This window comes from Halapricum salinum, from assembly GCF_004799665.1.
Lineage (GTDB): Archaea > Halobacteriota > Halobacteria > Halobacteriales > Haloarculaceae > Halapricum > Halapricum salinum.
Map to the genome: position 1 here is coordinate 2,624,739 of NZ_CP031310.1, position 18,416 is coordinate 2,643,154.

Sequence of the window (18,416 nt, forward strand, 5' to 3'; positions counted from 1 at the left end):
ACGTCCCTCCCGACGCCGGCCAAAGAACACGGCTAAGTGAATCCACACCCAAGAACGCGCCATGTCCGAAGATCTCGAAGACCTGAAGCGCGGGACCGAACTGGTCAAGCGCGGCTTCGCGAAGATGCAGAAAGGCGGCGTCATCATGGACGTCGTCGACCCCGAACAGGCCCGGATCGCCGAAGACGTCGGCGCGGTCGCAGTCATGAACCTCGAAGCTGTCCCGGCCGACATCCGCAAGCGCGGTGGTGTTTCCCGGATGGCCGATCCCTCGTCGCTCCAGGCCGTCATCGACGAAGTCTCGATCCCGGTGATGGGCAAGGCCCGTATCGGTCATATCAAAGAGGCCCAGATCCTCGAAGCGGCCGGTGCGGACATGGTCGACGAGAGCGAGGTCCTCACACCGGCCGACGACCGGTATCACATCGACAAGCGCGACTTCACCGCACCGTTCGTCTGCGGCGCACGCAACCTCGGCGAAGCCCTTCGACGCATCGACGAGGGTGCGGCGATGATCCGCACCAAGGGCGAGGCCGGTACCGGCGACGTCAACCAGGCCGTCCACCACCAGCGCAACATCAAGGGCGCGATCCGCAAGCTCGAAGGCATGTCCCACGAGGAGCGCGAGAAGTGGGCCCGCGAGCACGAAGCGCCCGCCGAACTGGTCCACGAGACCGCCGACATGGGCCGGCTCCCGGTCGTCAACTTCGCGGCCGGCGGCATCGCGACGCCTGCCGACGCCGCGCTGATGATGCACCACGGCTGTGACGGTATCTTCGTCGGCTCGGGCATCTTCGGCGCGGAGGACCCCCGCGCGATGGGGACCGCGATCGTCGAGGCCGTCAACAACTGGGACGACCCCGAAAAGCTCGTGGAGATCTCCTCGAATATCGGCGCTGGCATGAAAGGTGACGCCAACGTCGACCTGCCTGAAGAAGAGAAGATGCAGGGTCGCGGCGTCTAGAGTTCGCGGTCCATCGGATCTTCTAATTCGCCGAGGACTTCCTCGAAGGCGTCGGTCGCCGTCAGCAGGCCGACGACGTCACCGTCGTCGAGCACCAGCGCGAGTTCCTGATTCTCGGCCTGACACTGGTCGATGAAGTCGCTGACCGAGGTGTCCGAAGCGACGGTCAGCGGCGGCGTTGCGAGCTCTTCGAAGCTCGTCTCACCGCTCTCTAGCTCGTCGAGGTTGTGCAGCACGGTCGGTGCGTAGACGATCCCGACGAACTCCTCCAGGTCGCCCTCGACCAGCGGGAAGCGGACGTGTGGCGTCCCTTCCATGCGTTCGAGATTCTCCTCCAGACTCGCGTCCGTCGAGAGCGCGACGATATCTTCGCTTCCGACCATGATCTCCTCGACGGCGATCTCACCGACCTCCAGCGCGTTCATGACCTCATCACGGCGCTCCTCGGAGACTTCGCCCTCCTGCAGCAGCGAGTCCATGCGGTTGCGAAGCTGGGCGCGCGATTCGATGACGTCCTCTTCGGTTTCGAGCCACGCGCCAGTCATCTCGACGCCGAAGAGTTTGAGCGTGTACTTTGCGACGGCGTCACCGAGCTTGATGATCGGCGAGATCAGGACGTAGAACCAGTGCAGCGGCGTCGCACCGTAGCGACAGACGAACCGCGAACGCTCGACACCGAGGTAAGTCGGCGTCTGCTCACCGTGGGTGAGGTGAACGAGGTTGATGATCAGATACGCGATGAACGCCCCGGCACCGACCGTCGCGAGCGTCGTCCCGGCGAACAACGGCTCGAACAGCGCCGCCAGTGCCGGCTCGGCGACGATCCCGACGGCGATACTGGAGGCCGTGATCCCGACCTGACAGGTGGTCAGGTACAGTTCGAGTTCGTTGGTCATCTCCCAGGCCCGCTCCAGCCGGGCGTCGCCGTCGACGAACTCGTCTTCGGTGAACTGGCGGGCACGAGTCAGCGCGAACTCGATCGCGACGAAAAAGCCGTTGGCGAGAATGAGCAACAGCCCAGCGACGAGCCGCGCGCTGATCGCGACAGTGGACATCGACATTACTACTCGGCGGATGAACGCCCCAGCGTGTTAAGGGTGGTGTACTGGACTGAGAGGGTCCTACGGCTGGTATTCCGGAAGCGTGCGAGTGGATTCTGGAAGCGTGTTAGGGGTGGTGAACGGTCGCACCCTGGCCGATCCGGGTCTGGTAGGCGCGGGCGTCGACGCCCTCGGCCTCGAAGGCGTCGAGCATGGCCGACGCCACGTGCTTGCGGTCGTGCTCGGGACAGACGGCCAGGATTGCCGGGCCTGCACCGCTGATCGTGACGCCCGTACTCCCGGCGTCGAGGGCCGCCTGTCGGACCTCGCTGTAGCCGTCGATCAGTTTCGCCCGTGCGGGCGTGACGACTGTGTCTTCCATCCCGCGGCCGATCAGTTCGGGGTCGTCTCGGTGCATGCCAGTCGTGAGGGTCGCCGCGTTGCCGACCGTCTCGACGAGCTGGTCGACACTGGTCTCCGTAGGGACCACGCGTCGTGCGTCCCGCGTCGAGACGACGATCTCGGGGAGACACGCGACGAGCGGGACGCTGGCGTCGACCTGCGTGACGCCGTCCGGTGTGGCGATCGTGAAACCACCGAGGATCGACGGCGCGACGTTGTCGTCGTGGGCGTCACCGGAGACGACGGCTTCGCCTTTGGCGGCGATGGGGACCAGTTCCTTTCGGGTTTTGCCCCGGTCGTAGAGTTCGTTGAGCGCGACCGCGGCTGCGGCAGCGCTCGCCGCAGATGAGCCCAGCCCCGAGGCCGGGCGGATCCCCTTGTCTATCTTGATCCGGGCGGGGGCGTCTAGCGCTTCTGCGACCGCGCCGACCGTGTTCTTCTCGGGGTCCTCGGGGATGTACTGGCTGCCAGCACCCGTGACCTCGATCGTCGTCCGGTCGGCACGCTCGACCCGGACCACGTCGGCCGGGTGAGAGAGTGCGACACCGAAGACGTCGAAGCCACTCCCCAGGTTGGCGCTCGTCGCGGGTGCCCGCACCGTCAGCATACCCCGCTGTTGCCGGAGTACCCGCAAAAAGGTAGCGGACTGCCGTTCCGCCGGCTAGGTCACGACTGCGGCGTACCGCCCTGTTTCGAGCCGGTTTCGAACCGGCCGAGCAGGTCTTGCAATCTTTCTGCACGATCACGCAGCGACCCGATGCTCTCTGAAACCTCGGAGATGGTAGCTGTCTGCTGTTGTGCGGCTGCCGAGACTTCCTGTGCATTCTCGGCGGTTCCCTCGCTGCTCTCGGACACCTCTTCGACGATCGAGACCGTTTCTTCGGCGGTCGCCGCCTGCTCGTCCGCCGCTTTGCTGATCTCCTGTATGCCGTCGTCCGTCCGCTCGGCGTTGTCGGCGACGCGCTCGAACCGCTCGACGACCGCTTGCACGGACGCCACTCCCGCGTCCATGCGCTCGCTGGCTTTCCGAGCTTCCGCGACTGCAGTATCGGTCTGGGACTGGGTCTCCTCGATCAGTGATTGGATCTCGGCTGCCGACGTTCGCGTCTCCTCGGCGAGTTGCTTCACCTCGTCGGCGACGACCGCGAACCCGTCTCCACCGGCCGCTCCTCCGGACTCGGCACGGGCGGCCTCGATGTTGGCGTTGAGCGCCAGCATGTTCGTCTGCTCTGCGACGTCGCCGATCACCTCCACAACCTCCCCTATCTCGTTCATTCGCTCGTCAAGCGCCTCGACGTCCGCGACTGTCGAGGCGAGTGACGCCTGGACCTCTTGGATGTCGTCGATAGCGTCCTGTGCCTCTGTTTCACCAGCTTCGGCAATCTCGGCGGTTTCCTGTGAGGCTGTCGCGACCGATTCCGCAGATGATGCGACTTCCTCGACCGTCGCCGACAGGTCCTGCATCTCTCTCGCGACGTTCCCGAGCATCTCTCGCTGTTGGTCAGCCTCCCGGGAAATCGCTTGCATAGACGCGCTCACTTCGTTGCTCGCCCGCTCGACCTCTCCAATCCCGTCGGCCGCGTTCGTGCTCGCCTGGGAGACTGTCCCGGCGAAGGCCTGGATCTCCTCGACAGTCTCTTCCATCTCGATGAGCATCTGGTTGAACGATGTCGCGATCTGGGCCATCGCCTCGCTGTCGGTCTCGGTGTCCAGCCTGACGTGCAGGTCTCCGTCGGCCGCCCGAGCCATCTCTTTGCTATAGGCGTCGGCCGTTGCTTCTAGCTGTTCGTTCAACTCCGCGAGTTCGGCTTGCCGTTTTTCCGCCTCGGCTTTGGCCTGCTCGGCCTCCTCGCGAGCCGCCTCGATCGCCGCGTTCTTCTCCTCCAGAGACGCCACTTCGGCGGTTTTCTCTTCGGCCTGTCGGAGTCGCTGTTTGGCCTGCTCGCGCGAGCGCATGATCGAGTACCAGTTGATCATCAGCGCCAGCGAGAGACAGAGCACGAAGACGGCGTGGATCACCGCCCACGACAGCGGGTTCTGTATCGCCGCGGGGTGATTGTAGACGGCTGCCCCGCCGATCATCCCGAAGATGGCGTGTTGTGCGGCGACGTAGCCGACGCCGATCGCGAACGGGAGCCAGTCCTCGTAGACCGCGACGACGCCGAGCACGACGAAGAAGTGAAAGTGTGCCTCGATGAATCCGCCCGAGAAGTGCACCAGAATCGCCGAGGCAGACACCAGACCCGTCGCCGCGAGACCGGTCCGCGCTCGCTGGGGCAGACGGGACCACGCGGCCAGCAACGTCAGGCCGAGCAGGACGGCTAACTCCGACAGGATATACGGCAGCGGAATCTCGGGGATCGTCGCCCCGGAGAACAGCGACTCGGTCCCCTCGAACAGCCCGAGGGCGAACAACAGCGGGACGTGTGCGAGCAGGAGATAGATGATGTTTCGGTGTCGACTCTGCCAACTCTCGTCCGGAATCGTCTGCCCGCTCGGGACGTACTCGAGAAACTCACGAAACCGCTTCAGAAACCCTCCTGTGTCCAGGGCATTCGATGGATCGACGGTCGCTTCGCTCATAGGTGCTCCAGACAATACCTGAGAAAAAGCGTTCGCTTCCCGCTATCAAACGTAGTAACGGAATCGAATGAAAAGGTCTATTCGCGCGACAGCGAAAGCCTGGGTATGATCGGCGTCGTCGGTGGCGGGATCGCCGGCCTCGCGGCCGCCTACCGTCTCCAGCAACGCGGCCACGAGGTACAGGTGTTCGAAGCCAGTGAGGGCCTCGGTGGCCTCGCTGCGACCTACGAGACCGCCGGCGACCGCATCGAGAAGTTCTATCATCACCTCTCGAAGTCCGAGGAGACGATCCTCGAACTCGCCGCAGAGCTGGAAATCGACGTCGAGTGGCGCTACAAGTCCGACGCCTTCTACGTCGAGGGGACGGTCCACCCGATGGACAAACCCTGGGAGATCCTGGCCTATCCCTATCTCAGTTTCTACGACAAGTTCCGCCTGGGGATGCTCGTCAGCGAGATCGACGTCCGCGGGTGGAAACCTCGCACCGACACCTACGACAATCTGGAGGACTTCGAGGACGTCCCGATCAAGGACTTCCTGCTCGAACACACCACTCAGGGCGTCTACGAGTACTTCTGGGAACCACTGCTCGACGCGAAGTTCGGTTCGCGCAAAGAGGACGTCTCCGCCGCGTGGCTGCTCGGTCGGATCAAGTTCCGCGGCGAGCGCGACCTGCTGAAAGGCGAGCAGCTGGGCTACGTCGAGGGTTCGCTCGGACGGTTGCTCGACGCGCTCGTCGAGGCCGTCGGCCGCGAGCACATCACGACCGGCGCTCGGGTGACGGAACTCGACACCGCCGGCGGGGCGGTCCAGTCGCTGACTGTCGAGACCGACGCGGACGAGGGTGACGGGGCTGCGACGACGACCCACGACGTCGACGCCGCGATCGTCGCAGCCATGCCGAACGTCCTCGAAGATCTGACCGGGTATCCCTGCGAGATCGACTTCCAGGGCACGATCTGCTCGGTGCTCTCGCTGGATCAATCGCTGACCGACACCTACTGGCTCAACCTCATCGACGACGCGCCCTTCGGCGTGCTCATCGAGCACACCAACTTCGTCCCCGAGGAGCGCTACGGCGGCGAACACCTCTACTATCTCGCCAGCTACGTTCAGGACTACGAGGAAGCGTTGTGGAAGCGCTCGAACGACGAGGTCGAACAGCTGTGGCTCGACGGCGTGGCCGACCTCTTCCCGAAATTTGATCGCGAATCGGTCAACTGGATCGAGACGGCCAGAAACCCCAGAACCGCACCCATCTACGAGCGCGGCTATCTCGACATGGTGGTGCCCTACGATCTGACCGAGGAAGTCGCAGACGGTATCTACTACGCCGGGATGGCCTCGCGGGCGCAGTACCCCGAGCGTTCGCTCGACGGTGGGATCGAGGCCGGCTACGCCTGTGCGGACCTGATTAGCGAGTGAGGCCGCGGCTGGGACTCACCGCGATTGTCGCCTGACGGCCAGCCGAAGCCGGGCTTTTCCGAGTGCGTACCAGCGTCGGTAGGTCAGGAGGTACGCCATCGTCGCCGTCATCAGATAGAGGACCACACGCTCGGTGGCAATCTGCCACGACGCCGTCGTGATACCGAAATTACCCCACAGCACCCATCCGACCACGACGAATCCCACGGTCGTCACTATCCCGAAGGCGAACAGGTGGTCTCTGATCGCTGGCCGATACCGCAGGATCAGAGCCGTCATCACGACCGAGAATCCTCCGAACCACGCGAATGCACTGTCGAACCCGATTCCTGGGGTCGCCTGCAAGACGAGCCAGACCGGGTAGCAGGCAAGCGTCACGCCGAGCCACGTCGCCTGGAGTCGGTCGAGTTTGCCCAGCCCGTTTCCCATACTCTCTTTGAAACTCCGCCAGGGCCTGGGGCGCTCCTCGGGATCAGCCACTCGTCTCACCTGCCGACTCGTCGCTGCTCGTGGCCCACTCGGCTGCGAGCCAGCCGAGCGCGGCGGCGGCGACGGTCACACTCGCGAGTTCAGCCACCGCGAGTGTCGACAGCTTGAGTTCGGACTCGAACCCGACGAACGCGTTGTACCCGAGCCCGTAGAGAATCGAGCCGAAGATGCCAGCGAGGAGGATGCGCGTCCCAGGGTGGTCGGTCCAGAGTACGAGTGCAGTCGCGACAAGCACACCGGCTGCGACTGCGCCAGTGAGTACCTGCCAGTCCGGTACACCGATCAGGTTCCTGTTGAGCAGTGGCGGCAATGCATAGAGACTGAACAACAGGACGCCGCCGAGCGGATACGCCCACTGCTTGATCGGGCTCGTTCTTCCCGGTGGATCGAGTTCTCGTCTCATCGGTGTGCGTAGAGTGTGGCCTCGTCTTCGTGGTTCGTGAAACTGTACACCTGTCCGCCGGCGGCGATCACGGTTCGCGGAAGATTCTCGCCGGCTGGCTGACTCCTCCCGAGGTCGTCTCCACTGTCGGGGTCGACGACGAGCATACCACCCCGAACTGGAACATACAGTGCCGACTCGGTCAGGACGAGCCCCCAGTGGCCAGCCTGTTCGATCGTCTGTTCCCACTGTTTGTCTCCCGTCTCGGCGTCGAGAGCGAGGAGACGAACTGCACCGGGATTGGTCAACGAGTCACGATCCTTGAGATAGACGCACTCCCCGTCAGTGGCGACCTGTGCAATGTTATTGAATTTCAGATCGACCGACCACGCGAGTGTTTCGGTCGCCGTATCGAGGGCTTTGAACACGTAGTCGTCGGTCGTGCCGTAGATGAAATCCCCGCGCGCCGCAACTACCCGAGGTCTGTGCGCACCTCCCCATATATGGTCTGTATGGCGCCACTTCTCCTGACCGCTGTGTGGATCGATACCGGCTATGATCTCGTGAAACCCCTCATCATATCTCTTACACGCGAGCGTATCCTCGACCACGAGCGTCGGCCTCCAGCAGCGGCGTTGCCACTCTCTCCCGCCGGTCTCCGCATCGAGACCGATGGTTTCCTCGTCTCCACCACAGATCACTGTCGCCCCGGCGACCGATAGTACTGATGAGATCCCGCTGCGCGCCCAGCGGATCGCTCCAGTGGCGGCGTCGAGTGCGTACAGCTCCTTGTGTTCTCTCCCACAATCATCGGCTATCTCACACTCGGCCGACCCTGTCGAGCAGACGTACAGCCGGTCCCGCCAGAGCGCGACTTCCTCGGGCGTTCGGTTCGCTGGGAGCGACTGTGACCAGCGACGCGCTCCGTCCTCGGCCGCGTACGCGCTGACGCGATCGGTGGACACGTAGACCGTGTCTTCTGAAGCGACGAGGAAGCCGTATCCCGATCCAACCGTCTGTTCCCAGGCGACGGTCGGATCAGTCGTTGGACCGTCGCTGGTCGGCTGATACCCGCTTCGCTGTGGCGTCCGCCCGGCCATCGGCCACCGCCCGGGCGGGACCGACGCACTCAAACTGGCGTCGACGCCGAACCGACTCGGATCGAGGAAGGCGCCTACTGCGGCACTGCCCACCCCCAGCAAACCCAGCACCTGACGACGTGTCGCCTGTTGCACACCTGCTGGTACTTAAGCTACTGACAAATACCTTCTGAACAAATGTGGTGTGCTCTCGGACGCGATCCTACGTCTCGGTCTCCTCGGTGGACTCGCTCCCGTTGATGTCAGCAGCGAGTAACCCGATCGCGAGCGAGCCGACGGTGAGGCCACCGCGGTCGGCCAGCGTGAGCATCGAGCCTTCCAGGTCGAGCGCCGGGGAGATGACGACCATGCCGACGAGCAGGTAGACTCCCGAGGCGACCAGCGCCGTGACGACCATCGTGGCAGTGTAGTCTGCCCTGGGATACAGCACGACAGCGGCTGTCGTGACGAGGGCGACCCCCGCCACACTTGCGAACGGCAGCCACTCCGGCCCGGCGATCACCAGGCGGCTGACCAACGGCGTGACTGCGACTGCGCCGAACAGCGCGGTCGCGGCGAGGAGTGCGACGATTTTGAGGTACGGACCGCTATTAGCCGGACTCGAAGGTCGCGCTCTCGACGGTATGCCGCTTCCTTCCGGCCTCATCGGTACGCCACCGCCGTCGCCGTATCGACGTAGAACACCTGTCCACCCGCGACGAGCAGCTGTCCATTTGCCTGCCGTTCGGATAGGTCCCCGGAATACAGCGAGAAACGCCGCAGCTCCCGGCCAGTGGCCGGACTGAGTGCGGCGAACCCGTCCTCGGTACTGACGTAGAGTGCGTCGTCGGTGACGGCAGGTTTGACCGTCCGGCTGATACCCTCGACGGACTGTCTCCATCGAAGCTGTCCCGTCTCCGCCTCGACGGCCAGTACCTCCTCGTCGAGACCTGTAAAGTAGACCTGCTCGCCATCGGTCGCCACCGGCATCGATTGCTCGTACTCTCGATCGAAGCGCTCGGCCCACAGCACCGAATTCGACGCTGTATCGAAGGCTGTGAACTTCTCCAGGCCACTGTAGACGACCCCGTCGTGAACCGCGATGTCACGCTCGGGATCGTCGGTGATCCACTCGGCCGTCCACTCGATCGACTCCGTCGTCGGGTCGATGCCCACGATGGTTGTAGAGAACTCACCTGTCTGGAAACCGACCATCTCGCCGGTGGCGAGAACCGGATCGTCGTAGTCCGAGACCCTCCAGCGCGTTGCACCCGTCTTCGCGTCGAGACCGACCGTTCCCCTGCGCTGGCCCCGGCAGATGACCGTCCGCCCGGCGACGAACGCGACCTCTATTCGGGACTCCCGGTGTGCCCACTCGATCGTTCCCGAATCCGTGTCGATCGCGTACACTCTCTCACCGTCGGCGACGTAGAGCGTTTCGTTCCAGCACACGTGAGTCAATCCGATACTCTCTGTCGTAAGTGGCTCCGCCCATCGGGTCGATCCATCGGCTGTCGACAGCGCCGTCGGCCCAGTGATCGCCAGCGTGTCTTCGGTGGCGACCGTCGTTCCCTCGTGAAAGATTCCGAGGAGGTCGTAGACGTCCCGTTCCCACACCATCTCGTGCTCCTCAGGCGGGCCAGCCGACTCCGGCTGGTACCCGCTTCGCTGTGGCGTCCGACCCTGCATTGGCCACTGTCCTGATGGAACCGCCGCATCGAGGTCTTCTGCGGCCCCGGTACGGCCCGGCGAGATGTAGGCACTCACACCGATGCCGGCCACCCCGACTGACCCAAGAAAGGCCCGCCGGCTCGACTGCTGCATGGTCGAAGCCATTCAACCATCAGACAAATACTTTGTGAAATGAACGGTCACGACGATCACTCATAGTGATTATTGTAGGTCTGTTGCGGATCGACCGCCCGACTGCGGGCAGTCGTACCGGTAAATCGCTACAATAATTACTATCAAACCCCCGTTTGAGGTATCGATAGCTACCTCGTCGCTCCCGCCAGTGGAGTAGTATGCACCGACGAACGCTACTCGTCTCTCTCGGTGGACTGGCTGTGACCGCGACCGCTGGCTGTATGAGCGCTGGCGGTGACGACTCGACACCGACCGACGACGACAATTCGACGCCCGACGATCAGCCGGGGAGTTCCGGCCTGCCGACCGACGACGGGGACGACGGCGGTATCCGCCCGGCCGACGGCGTGACTCCCGAACCGATGCCGGTCGACATTTCGGATGTCTCGTGTCCGACCGTTCGCGAAGACGCCGACCTGCGCGTCTGCTCGACGACGACCGATCTCGACGACGCCGATATCGCGCTCGTTCCACCTCGCCCGCCGCTGTTCGAGCCGACGACTGGCGACGACGATGTCGAAGTCTTCGAGATCGAACTCCGCAATCAGTCCGACGCTACCTTTGGATTCAATCCCTACGACTGGTCGCTGAAGCGCCACACCGGGGATGGCTGGGCGCACGTCGCCCCCGAGATGACGCCCGAGCCCTGGATGCGACTCGAACCCGGCGACTCCTACACCTATGGACTGGCGGTCGAATCCGTCCCGACGGAGCGGGTCGACGGCTCCCGCCGGATCGTGCAGGATCTGGATAGTGGCACGTACGCACTCGTGGTCGACGGCATGCTCGAACGCGGCGACGGCGGCGAGCGCGTCGAGTGTGCCGCGGTGTTCGTGGTCGAACGATCCGACGCCTAAGAGTCTAGATCGTCGGTCAGATGCCAGGCTGCCCCGAGAGATAGTGCGGCCGCACCAGCCGAAATTAGCGCCACCTCGACGGCGGCGGCCGGCGAGCCTCGGACTACTGGCAATGGATCGAACATGACGAACTGAATCGCGAACGTCAACGGTGTCGCGACGAGGACGTAAGTGATCGATCTGATGGCGTGTGCTCGACTCCGCCAGCACCGGAACGCGAGCGGGACGACCAGGCCCACGAGTGCTCCTGTCTGAAGCGGGACGTACTCGCCGTGCGTCTGGAGTCCCACCTCGATCACTGGTGGAAACGCTACCATGCCATAGAACGGTGCGAGACAGACGGCGATCACCGTCTCGGGGTTGATCGACCCGAGTCTGTTCGCGACTCTGTCGACCGTGCTCGTTTCGTCCGTGGATGATCGTTCCGTGGTCATGAATATGCGGTGAGTCTGCCGCCGGACACATAGTAGAGCGCCCCATCTGCGATGGACGGCGGAATCGCCCATCGCTGGTCTGTCCGTGGTGGCCTGCCGATTCGTGATCGCTTCTGTCCCGAGTGGATGTCGATGACGACCAGTCCCTGTTCTGTCGGCACGTACACTGCCGTGTCTGTGATTGCTGGGTTGGTGACGACCGGCGAGACGGACGTCTGCCACAGTTGTGTCCCGAGGCTCTCCTCAGTCGGTCTGACGACGGGAAACGCCGTCACGCGTTCCTCGGTACAGACGAACCAGTGGTCGTCATCAGTGACGACGACCGGTCGGCTGTGTTCGAAATCCGTCTGCAACGACTGATACTCGCCTGATCGGAGATCGACGACGACGAGGTCGTCTCCCGATCTTGTCAGTATTTCGAACAACCCGAGTCCTGACGACGTAATCGTCGCGGTGAGGACATCGCTGCTTCCGAGCGCGATATCAGCGTCAGAGATGGACTCGCTCGACACCATGTTCCAGTCGTAGCTGTCCATTTCGAGAGTGAACTTGCGTGCGTCTGGCCCAGCGTAGACAGTGGGGTTGTATCCAATGGTACCGGTTGTTTCGAGGATGTTCCCCGTCGTCACGTCTAAGAGTCCAGCGTCGTAGTCGGCCGGACCATTGTTAAAAAGCACAGCGTCGCCGAGCAGCGCCTGCCCACTGACTCCAGGTACCGCCCAGTTCATCGTCCCCGATTGGGCTTGGACTGCATACAACACCGGGAATTGTTCCGTCCCGCCGGTGACGAATACCTGGCCATCGCGACACGCGAGCCATCCGACCCAGTTACTGAACGATGCACCCTCGATTGCTATCGGTTCGTCGCCGAAGCGACTGCGATATTGCCGGACTGCCGGCGGCGGGGTCACCTTCGGCGGTCGAAACTGCCACTGCTCGCGCCCGCTGTCGCGGTCGAGTGCGACCAGTGCGTCCGACTCCAGCACGTAGACGTGTCGTTGATCGACCGAGAGACACATCGTCTCCGGGAGACGGACGTCTGCCCTGTCGAACTCTACCTGCCACTGCCTGGTCGGATCCGCCGCCAACCCACCACTGCCAGGCGCGTAACCGCTTCGGCGGGGATCACGACCGCGCTCCTGCCACGTTCCCTCGGGAACGGACGTCTCCAGCGAGGGGGTCTCGGAAAACAGCCCCCCTGGTCCCAGCGCTTCGCTGGCGGCGAGACTCCCCACGCCGCCCAGCCCCGCGAGGACCTCCCGTCGACTAAATTGTCGCACTACCGCGAGTTCAATTACCGATCAAAAATACTTTTTGATCTATATATCGGCTGTGGTCGCGTCGATTACCCTTCGATCTTGTTTTCGTCCACACCCGGCGCGTCTTCGACGTCGACTTCCTCGGGCTCCTCGCCGCCGCCGACCACCAGCTCGCCGTCGCCGGTCTCGACGTAGACGTCGTCGGCGAACCCGCCCTCGGCGTAGGGGTGCTCGGGTTCCTCCAGTTTCTCGGGGGTCGACGGCGCGGACGGGAGGCCGTCTTCGGGGTGGAACTCACCCAGCGGGTAGTCGATGGTGATCCCGTGGGCCTCGAAGAACTCGCCGTAGCGCTCGTAGTGGTCGTCGAGTTCGTCGCTGGGGAACTCCATCATCTCTGTCCAGCCGTGGTTGTAGAAGGCGAAGTTGGCCTGGATGTGCGTGATCTCGCGGGCTTCAGCCTCGGGGAACCCCTCCTGCAGGGCGGCAACGTAGGTGTCCATCGTCGCGTCGAAGAAACCGTCGAGGTACTCGCGGCGTTCGTCCTCGTGGCCCTCGTCGGCCTTGTCGAGAAAGACGCCCGTGTGGAGGTCGACCAGTTTATCGTTGACGCGCTGGCCGACGACTGGCATGGTCAGTGCCTGTTTGGCGGCCCAGTGGCGGACGTTCTGGCGGATCTTCATGGTGATCGCTTTTGGGCCTCACGCCTCTTGAACGCAGTGATAGCGCCGACCGCGTGGCTCGGCAAACCCAGACGTATCTCTTCGGGGATGTGTCGGGTACCTTTATGTACTGGAAGTGTGATGAAACCCGTGTATGTCCGAAGAGAACGATCCGAATGGCGGTAACGAGGGGCAACAGGGCGGACAACCGCAGGGGGGCCAGGCCCCACAGGGCGGCCAGCCACAGGGGGGCCAGGCAGCGCCGCAGGGTGGTCAGGCGCCACCGCAGGGTGGACAAGCGCCGCCGCAGGGTGGCCCGGGCGGCCAGGCCTACGGACAGGGCCAGCAGCCGGTCAACCAGGGGCCGGGGCTTGCGGATAAGTTGCAGCGACCTGAGGTGAAGAGCCAGATCATCAGTGGAGTTGGATTGTTCGCAGCAGTCGGGGTCGGTCTATTGTTCGTCAATTTCCTTCCGAGTGTGATTGCAGATGAAGGTCTGAGCTTTACCTTCGGTGGTGCATTTGTAACTCTCGGTGCTGGGCCGCTCGTAGCGCTGCTCGTTGGACGTGAGTTCGGCCGTCTGGATGTCGAACAGAATGTGGCACTTGCAGCGTCTTATCTCTCTTCTGTTGGGGGATACCTGGCGATGGGATTCCTGGGCTTGCTCGGAACCGAGATGGCTGACACTCCGGGGGCTACTACGCGAGCCTTCCTCGCGAGCTTTGGAGACCTCATCTTGCCCCTGATCTTCGCCGCACTGGCTGTCGGGATCACTGCTGTCGTCGCCACGTATCTCGAACGGAACTACTGACGCAGAAGCTATTTTTCACTGCCCGCCGACCCACCAGCTATGCCACTTGCAGTCGGAATGCTCGGCTATCGGTTCATGGGTCGCGCACACGCAAACGCACTCGCTCGCCTGCCGATGTTCTTCCCCGACGCGCCCGCCGTCGAGCGTGACGTCCTGATCGGCCGGGACGAACAGGCACTCGCCGGGGCCGCCGACCAGCTCGGCTTCGCGCGGACGGCGACTGACTGGCGCGACGTCGTCGAAGAAGTCGACGTCTTCTACAACCTCGGGCCGAACCACCTCCACGCCGAGCCCTCCATCGCGGCACTCGAAGCCGGCGTGCCAGTGCTCTGTGAGAAGCCGCTGGCCGCTGACGACGAGGCTGCCGCCCGGATGGCCGACGCCGCCGCCGCGGCCGACGTGCCGACGGCGACGGCGTTCAACTACCGCTTCGTCCCGGCGATCCAGTACGCGAGGGAGTTGATCGAGGCCGGCGAACTCGGCGAGATCCATCACTTCCGCGGGCGCTACCTCCAGGACTGGCTGGTCGATCCCGAGGCGCCCTGGAGCTGGCGGCTCGACGCCGACCTCGCGGGCTCGGGAGCACTCGGGGATCTGGGCGCGCACACGATCGACCTCGCGCGGTATCTCGTCGGCGATATCGCGGAGTTGAGCGGGCACCTCCACCGGTTCGTCGACGAGCGGCCCACACCAGATGGCGACGAGACCCGGGAAGTGACCGTCGACGACGCCTACAGCGCGCAAGCGACCTTCGCAAACGGTGCGATGGGGACGTTCGAGGCCTCGCGGTTCGCGACGGGCCACAAGAACGACCACACGATCGAGATTCACGGCTCGAAAGGGAGTCTGCGATTCGGTCTGGAGCGGTTGAACGAACTCGAAGTCAAGTTCGAGGGCGACCGCGGGTATCAGACGATTCTCGTGACCGACGAGGACGATCCCTATGGCGGGAGGTGGTGGCCGCCGGGACACGTCCTCGGGTGGGAACACACCTTCGTCCACGAGAACTACGAGTTCCTCAGCGCGGTCGCCGAGGGCGACGAGTACGAACCGAATTTCCAGGATGGGCTGGCTGTCCAGCGTATTCTCGCGGCGATCGAAGAGAGCGACGAGCAGGGGCAGCGAGTCGACCTGGAGTCGTAGTCAGTACCGGAAGAGCCCGTCTTCAGGCCCTGGCGGAGCTGTCGCGTAGTAGTAGCCGGCGCTCGCGACGTGGACGAGGAGTCCAGTGACGCCGATCCTGGCGAGGAGGTCACCGCCGGGGTCGAAGCGATCGGCGACCAGGATCGCGACGACCGGGTTGAGACCGATCATGAAGCCGGCGAAGCCGACGATGATTCCGACGAGCGAGATCGCGCGCAGCGAGCCGGCGACGCGGGCGTCCGCGTGCATCTCGGACAGTTTCTCCCACAGAAGTCGTTTGTATCGATCCCAGCCCATCAGGAATCTCTCAAACTTCTATACGGTTTCGGCCCTGAAATACTGTCGGGCGTTACTCGCCGTGCATCTGGACAATCTCGACCAGCGAGTATATCGGAACGCCGTCGATGTCTTCGGCACCGCGCTTGTCCGTGAGGACGACTGCCGCCTCGGGCGTGCCGCCGCGCTCACGGATGCTCTCGATGGTCTCGCGCATCGTCTGGCCGGTGTCGATGTTGTCGTCGACGATGTAGCAGTTTTGGCCCTCGATCGACGCGAAGTTCCGCGAGAACGACCCGCTACCGTCGGCGGCGTCGTCGTTCCACTGGTATTTGCTCGGGAGGTAGACGCTGATGTCGGTCTCCAGTTCGCGGGAGATGACTGTCGCAAGCGGCGCGCCGGACTTGCCGATCCCGACTGTGAGATCGACGTCGTGGTCGTCGTCGGACAGCAGGTCGGCCATCGCGATGCCGACGTGAGTCAGGCGATTGCTGTCGCTACCGATGGCGCTCCAGTCGACGTGGACGTCCGCCGGACTCGTCGTCGTGTCTTTCTCGCTGCCGCGCCCGCTCTGTTCGACCAGCCAGCTCGCCGTCTCCCGGGAGACGTTCAGCTCGTCGGCGATCTCGCCCTTCGAGAGCCCGCGGTCCGTCAGCTCACCCGCACTGTCGATGAGTTCGTCGGTCGACTTCATTCACTCTCCCGATTCGAGCGCCGGGAATAAAACCACCGGTGATCCGACGACGTGAGATCGAAAAACGTTTTACTATCTGTGTTGTTAACTCAGGTAGCCCGTCGGCACACCGTCGTGATGTCTTTATCCACGTGCGACGGGCCACCCCCCACCCCCCACCCCATTCGATACACCCTTTCGGTGTGACCTACGATCCGTTAGTTGATCGTCCGCGCTGTGTCTTCGATGCTGTGAGCACGGGACGACAGTCACAAAGATAGCATCGTCTCCAGCGGACTGATCTACTGGGATCGTTCGACAGTAACGTCCCCGGAAAGCTCTTGCATATTCGCCGGCGCGACGGTCACGCCGGCCGCGGCGAGGGTGTCCTTCGCACGCGAGGCGAAGTCGGTCCTGACTGCGAGGATGTCGGTCTCGGCTGGATCGACGACCCAGAATCTCACGACCAGCTCGACGGCTGACTCACCGAGGCGCTCGACGTGGACGGCCGGGGCCGGTTTGGCGAGGATCCGGTCGTCTTCGACGGCGGCCTCCCGGAGTAGCGCCGTGACCTGGGGAATGTCCTCGTCGTAGGCGACGACGAGCGACTCGTTGACGCGGTAGCGGACGCCGTCGTAGGGGTGGACGACTGGCTTCGTACTGAGGTCGTTGTTCGGGACGGTCACGATCTCGTTGTCGGGCGTGCGAACGCGGGTCGTCCGGAGGCCGATCTTGACGACCGTGCCGCCGCGGCCGCTCCACTCGATGTAGTCGCCGACGTTGAAGTTCGCGTCGAGGACGAGGAAGATCCCGCTGACCAGATTGCTGATGACGTCCTGGCCGGCGACGCCGATCGCCAGCGTGATCGCCGCGACGACGATAGCCGAACCCGAGAGGTAGCTACCGAACCCGGCGGCGGCGATGGCGACCGGGAACGCGACGACGGCGAAGACGACGCGGAGGTAGAGGTCCACCGCCTCGACCAGCGTCGGATTGTTCGCGTTGCGCAACTGGACGACCCGGCGGGCCGGCGGGACGACGAGGAAGCGACCGGCGAGATAGACCAGCCCGAACGTACAGATGAACAGTCCGACTCGAAGCAGCCACCGTTCCGTGTCCGGATTCAGCGCCGGCACCTGCGCCAGAGTCGTCAGTAGATCGACGTGCATACCGGACGCTCGGCTGGCGAGCGTGTAAAGCTCCGGTCGGATTTCGACCGGCGTTCGCGAGTGGACCCAGAGCACACAGCATAAGTAGGCCACTCTCTAATACCGGCCAAATGCGGATCGAACAGGTCGGTGACGGCGATCCCGAGATCGCTGTCGTCGCAGCAGTTCACGGTGACGAACCCTGCGGCGTCCGCGGGATCGAGCGACTGCTCGACGCCCAGCCGGACTTCGAGCGGGCGGCGAAACTGATCGTCGCCAACGAGGAGGCGCTGGCGGCCGAGAAGCGGTATCTCGACGAAGACCTCAACCGGGCGTTCCCCGGTGATCCGAACGGCGAGACGCACGAATCACGGCTGGCGGCCGAACTGACCGGCGAACTCGAGGGCTGTACGACGCTGGCGCTGCACTCGACCCAGTCGTACGAACACCCCTTTGCCATCGTCCGGGAGGCCACTGGCGTCCCGCTGGAACTGGCAAGTCAACTCGACGTCGCGGCCGTCGTCGAGACGGGACCGTTCGACGACGGCCGGCTGTTCGAGTCGGTGACGCAGCTGGTCGAGGTCGAGTGTGGCTATCAGGGGTCGGATCGGGCCGCCGACAACGCAGCGCGACTGATCCGGGAGTTCCTCCGGGCGACGGGCGTGCTCGCCGACGAGCCGCCGCTGGACCCCCGGGAGCATCCGGTCTTCCGGCTCGACGACGTCGTGCCGAAGTCCGAGGCCGAGGAGTACGAGGTGTTCGTCACCAACTTCGAGCGCGTCGAAGCGGGCGACCCCTTCGCCGCGGTCGACGGCGAGTACGTCATCGCCGACGAGGAGTTCTATCCCGTCTTGCTGTCGGCCTACGGCTACGAGGACGTCTTCGGCTACACTGCCAAGAAACGCGACGTCTCGGTCTGAGCGCCT

20 protein-coding genes are annotated in these 18,416 nt (G+C 63.9%); 6 read left to right on the top strand and 14 right to left on the bottom strand.

The window, feature by feature from the left end; translation table 11 throughout:
• The first annotated feature begins 61 nt into the window (after nt 1–61).
• A complete protein-coding gene (gene pdxS / locus DV733_RS12845) occupies nt 62–964 on the top strand; it encodes a pyridoxal 5'-phosphate synthase lyase subunit PdxS (protein WP_049992395.1) in 903 nt (300 codons plus the stop codon).
• Here the strand turns inward: pdxS and DV733_RS12850 are convergent.
• The 3 genes from DV733_RS12850 to DV733_RS12860 form a co-directional block, all read right to left on the bottom strand.
• Nucleotides 961–2,019, bottom strand: a complete 1,059-nt coding sequence (locus tag DV733_RS12850; protein WP_049994250.1) for a CNNM domain-containing protein — start codon at nt 2,017–2,019, stop codon at nt 961–963. The two genes, pdxS and DV733_RS12850, sit on opposite strands and share 4 nt — an antisense overlap.
• 112 nt (nt 2,020–2,131) lie before the next feature.
• Complete coding sequence (locus DV733_RS12855) at nt 2,132–3,013, bottom strand: homoserine kinase (RefSeq protein WP_049992396.1); 882 nt, start codon at nt 3,011–3,013, stop codon at nt 2,132–2,134.
• 59 nt (nt 3,014–3,072) lie between these two features.
• Nucleotides 3,073–4,989 (bottom strand): methyl-accepting chemotaxis protein, encoded by a 1,917-nt coding sequence (locus tag DV733_RS12860; RefSeq protein WP_049992397.1) that lies wholly within the window; start codon nt 4,987–4,989, stop codon nt 3,073–3,075.
• A 105-nt stretch (nt 4,990–5,094) separates the two neighbouring features.
• Here DV733_RS12860 and DV733_RS12865 point away from each other — a divergent pair, with 105 nt between their 5' ends.
• Nucleotides 5,095–6,414, top strand: coding sequence for an NAD(P)/FAD-dependent oxidoreductase (locus tag DV733_RS12865; RefSeq protein WP_049992398.1), 1,320 nt, complete (start codon nt 5,095–5,097; stop codon nt 6,412–6,414).
• Nucleotides 6,415–6,429: 15 nt separating this feature from the next.
• On the opposite strand, the gene DV733_RS12870 is transcribed toward DV733_RS12865, so the two are convergent.
• The 5 genes from DV733_RS12870 to DV733_RS12890 all read right to left on the bottom strand — a co-directional run bounded on the left by DV733_RS12870 (nt 6,430) and on the right by DV733_RS12890 (nt 10,188).
• Nucleotides 6,430–6,843, bottom strand: coding sequence for a hypothetical protein (locus tag DV733_RS12870; protein ID WP_049992399.1), 414 nt, complete (start codon nt 6,841–6,843; stop codon nt 6,430–6,432).
• A 43-nt stretch (nt 6,844–6,886) separates the two neighbouring features.
• A complete protein-coding gene (locus DV733_RS12875) occupies nt 6,887–7,306 on the bottom strand; it encodes a hypothetical protein (protein WP_049992400.1) in 420 nt (139 codons plus the stop codon).
• The gene (locus tag DV733_RS12880) at nt 7,303–8,520 is read right to left on the bottom strand and encodes an outer membrane protein assembly factor BamB family protein (RefSeq protein WP_049992401.1); all 1,218 of its coding nucleotides are present in this window, start codon (nt 8,518–8,520) and stop codon (nt 7,303–7,305) included. The genes DV733_RS12875 and DV733_RS12880 overlap by 4 nt, the downstream gene beginning before the upstream one ends.
• Nucleotides 8,521–8,587: 67 nt before the next feature.
• Nucleotides 8,588–9,031 carry a hypothetical protein gene (locus tag DV733_RS12885; RefSeq protein ID WP_049992402.1) on the bottom strand — a complete coding sequence of 148 codons (444 nt, stop codon included), beginning with the start codon at nt 9,029–9,031 and terminating at the stop codon, nt 8,588–8,590.
• A complete protein-coding gene (locus DV733_RS12890; protein WP_161569358.1) occupies nt 9,028–10,188 on the bottom strand; it encodes a PQQ-binding-like beta-propeller repeat protein in 1,161 nt (386 codons plus the stop codon). Before DV733_RS12890 ends, DV733_RS12885 begins: the two co-directional genes overlap by 4 nt.
• Before the next feature lie 200 nt (nt 10,189–10,388).
• Here DV733_RS12890 and DV733_RS12895 point away from each other — a divergent pair, with 200 nt between their 5' ends.
• The gene (locus DV733_RS12895; RefSeq protein WP_049992404.1) at nt 10,389–11,087 is read left to right on the top strand and encodes a hypothetical protein; all 699 of its coding nucleotides are present in this window, start codon (nt 10,389–10,391) and stop codon (nt 11,085–11,087) included.
• Here the strand turns inward: DV733_RS12895 and DV733_RS12900 are convergent.
• The 3 genes from DV733_RS12900 to DV733_RS12910 form a co-directional block, all read right to left on the bottom strand.
• The gene (locus DV733_RS12900) at nt 11,084–11,521 is read right to left on the bottom strand and encodes a hypothetical protein (RefSeq protein WP_049992405.1); all 438 of its coding nucleotides are present in this window, start codon (nt 11,519–11,521) and stop codon (nt 11,084–11,086) included. The two genes, DV733_RS12895 and DV733_RS12900, sit on opposite strands and share 4 nt — an antisense overlap.
• Nucleotides 11,518–12,801: an outer membrane protein assembly factor BamB family protein gene (locus DV733_RS12905; RefSeq protein WP_049992406.1), complete on the bottom strand. Its 1,284-nt coding sequence runs from the start codon at nt 12,799–12,801 to the stop codon at nt 11,518–11,520. The genes DV733_RS12900 and DV733_RS12905 overlap by 4 nt, the downstream gene beginning before the upstream one ends.
• A 65-nt stretch (nt 12,802–12,866) precedes the next feature.
• Entirely contained in the window at nt 12,867–13,460 is a 594-nt protein-coding gene (locus DV733_RS12910) for a DUF6149 family protein (RefSeq protein ID WP_049992407.1), read from the bottom strand.
• Between the two features lie 133 nt (nt 13,461–13,593).
• Between DV733_RS12910 and DV733_RS17460 the strand changes: the two genes are divergently transcribed.
• Together DV733_RS17460 and DV733_RS12920 are read left to right on the top strand one after the other, a co-directional pair.
• Entirely contained in the window at nt 13,594–14,250 is a 657-nt protein-coding gene (locus tag DV733_RS17460) for a hypothetical protein (protein WP_049992408.1), read from the top strand.
• 39 nt (nt 14,251–14,289) lie between these two features.
• Nucleotides 14,290–15,393, top strand: a complete 1,104-nt coding sequence (locus tag DV733_RS12920) for a Gfo/Idh/MocA family protein (RefSeq protein ID WP_049992409.1) — start codon at nt 14,290–14,292, stop codon at nt 15,391–15,393.
• Here DV733_RS12920 and DV733_RS12925 read toward each other — a convergent pair whose 3' ends face one another.
• From DV733_RS12925 to DV733_RS12935, 3 genes are all read right to left on the bottom strand, one after another.
• Complete coding sequence (locus tag DV733_RS12925) at nt 15,394–15,690, bottom strand: hypothetical protein (protein ID WP_049992410.1); 297 nt, start codon at nt 15,688–15,690, stop codon at nt 15,394–15,396.
• Nucleotides 15,691–15,742: 52 nt separating this feature from the next.
• Nucleotides 15,743–16,363 carry a transcriptional regulator GfcR gene (gfcR, locus tag DV733_RS12930; protein WP_049992411.1) on the bottom strand — a complete coding sequence of 207 codons (621 nt, stop codon included), beginning with the start codon at nt 16,361–16,363 and terminating at the stop codon, nt 15,743–15,745.
• A gap of 281 nt (nt 16,364–16,644) precedes the next feature.
• The gene (locus DV733_RS12935) at nt 16,645–17,511 is read right to left on the bottom strand and encodes a mechanosensitive ion channel family protein (RefSeq protein ID WP_049992412.1); all 867 of its coding nucleotides are present in this window, start codon (nt 17,509–17,511) and stop codon (nt 16,645–16,647) included.
• Between the two features lie 110 nt (nt 17,512–17,621).
• Here DV733_RS12935 and DV733_RS12940 point away from each other — a divergent pair, with 110 nt between their 5' ends.
• Nucleotides 17,622–18,410, top strand: coding sequence for a M14 family metallopeptidase (locus DV733_RS12940; protein ID WP_049992413.1), 789 nt, complete (start codon nt 17,622–17,624; stop codon nt 18,408–18,410).
• Nucleotides 18,411–18,416 lie beyond the last annotated feature (6 nt).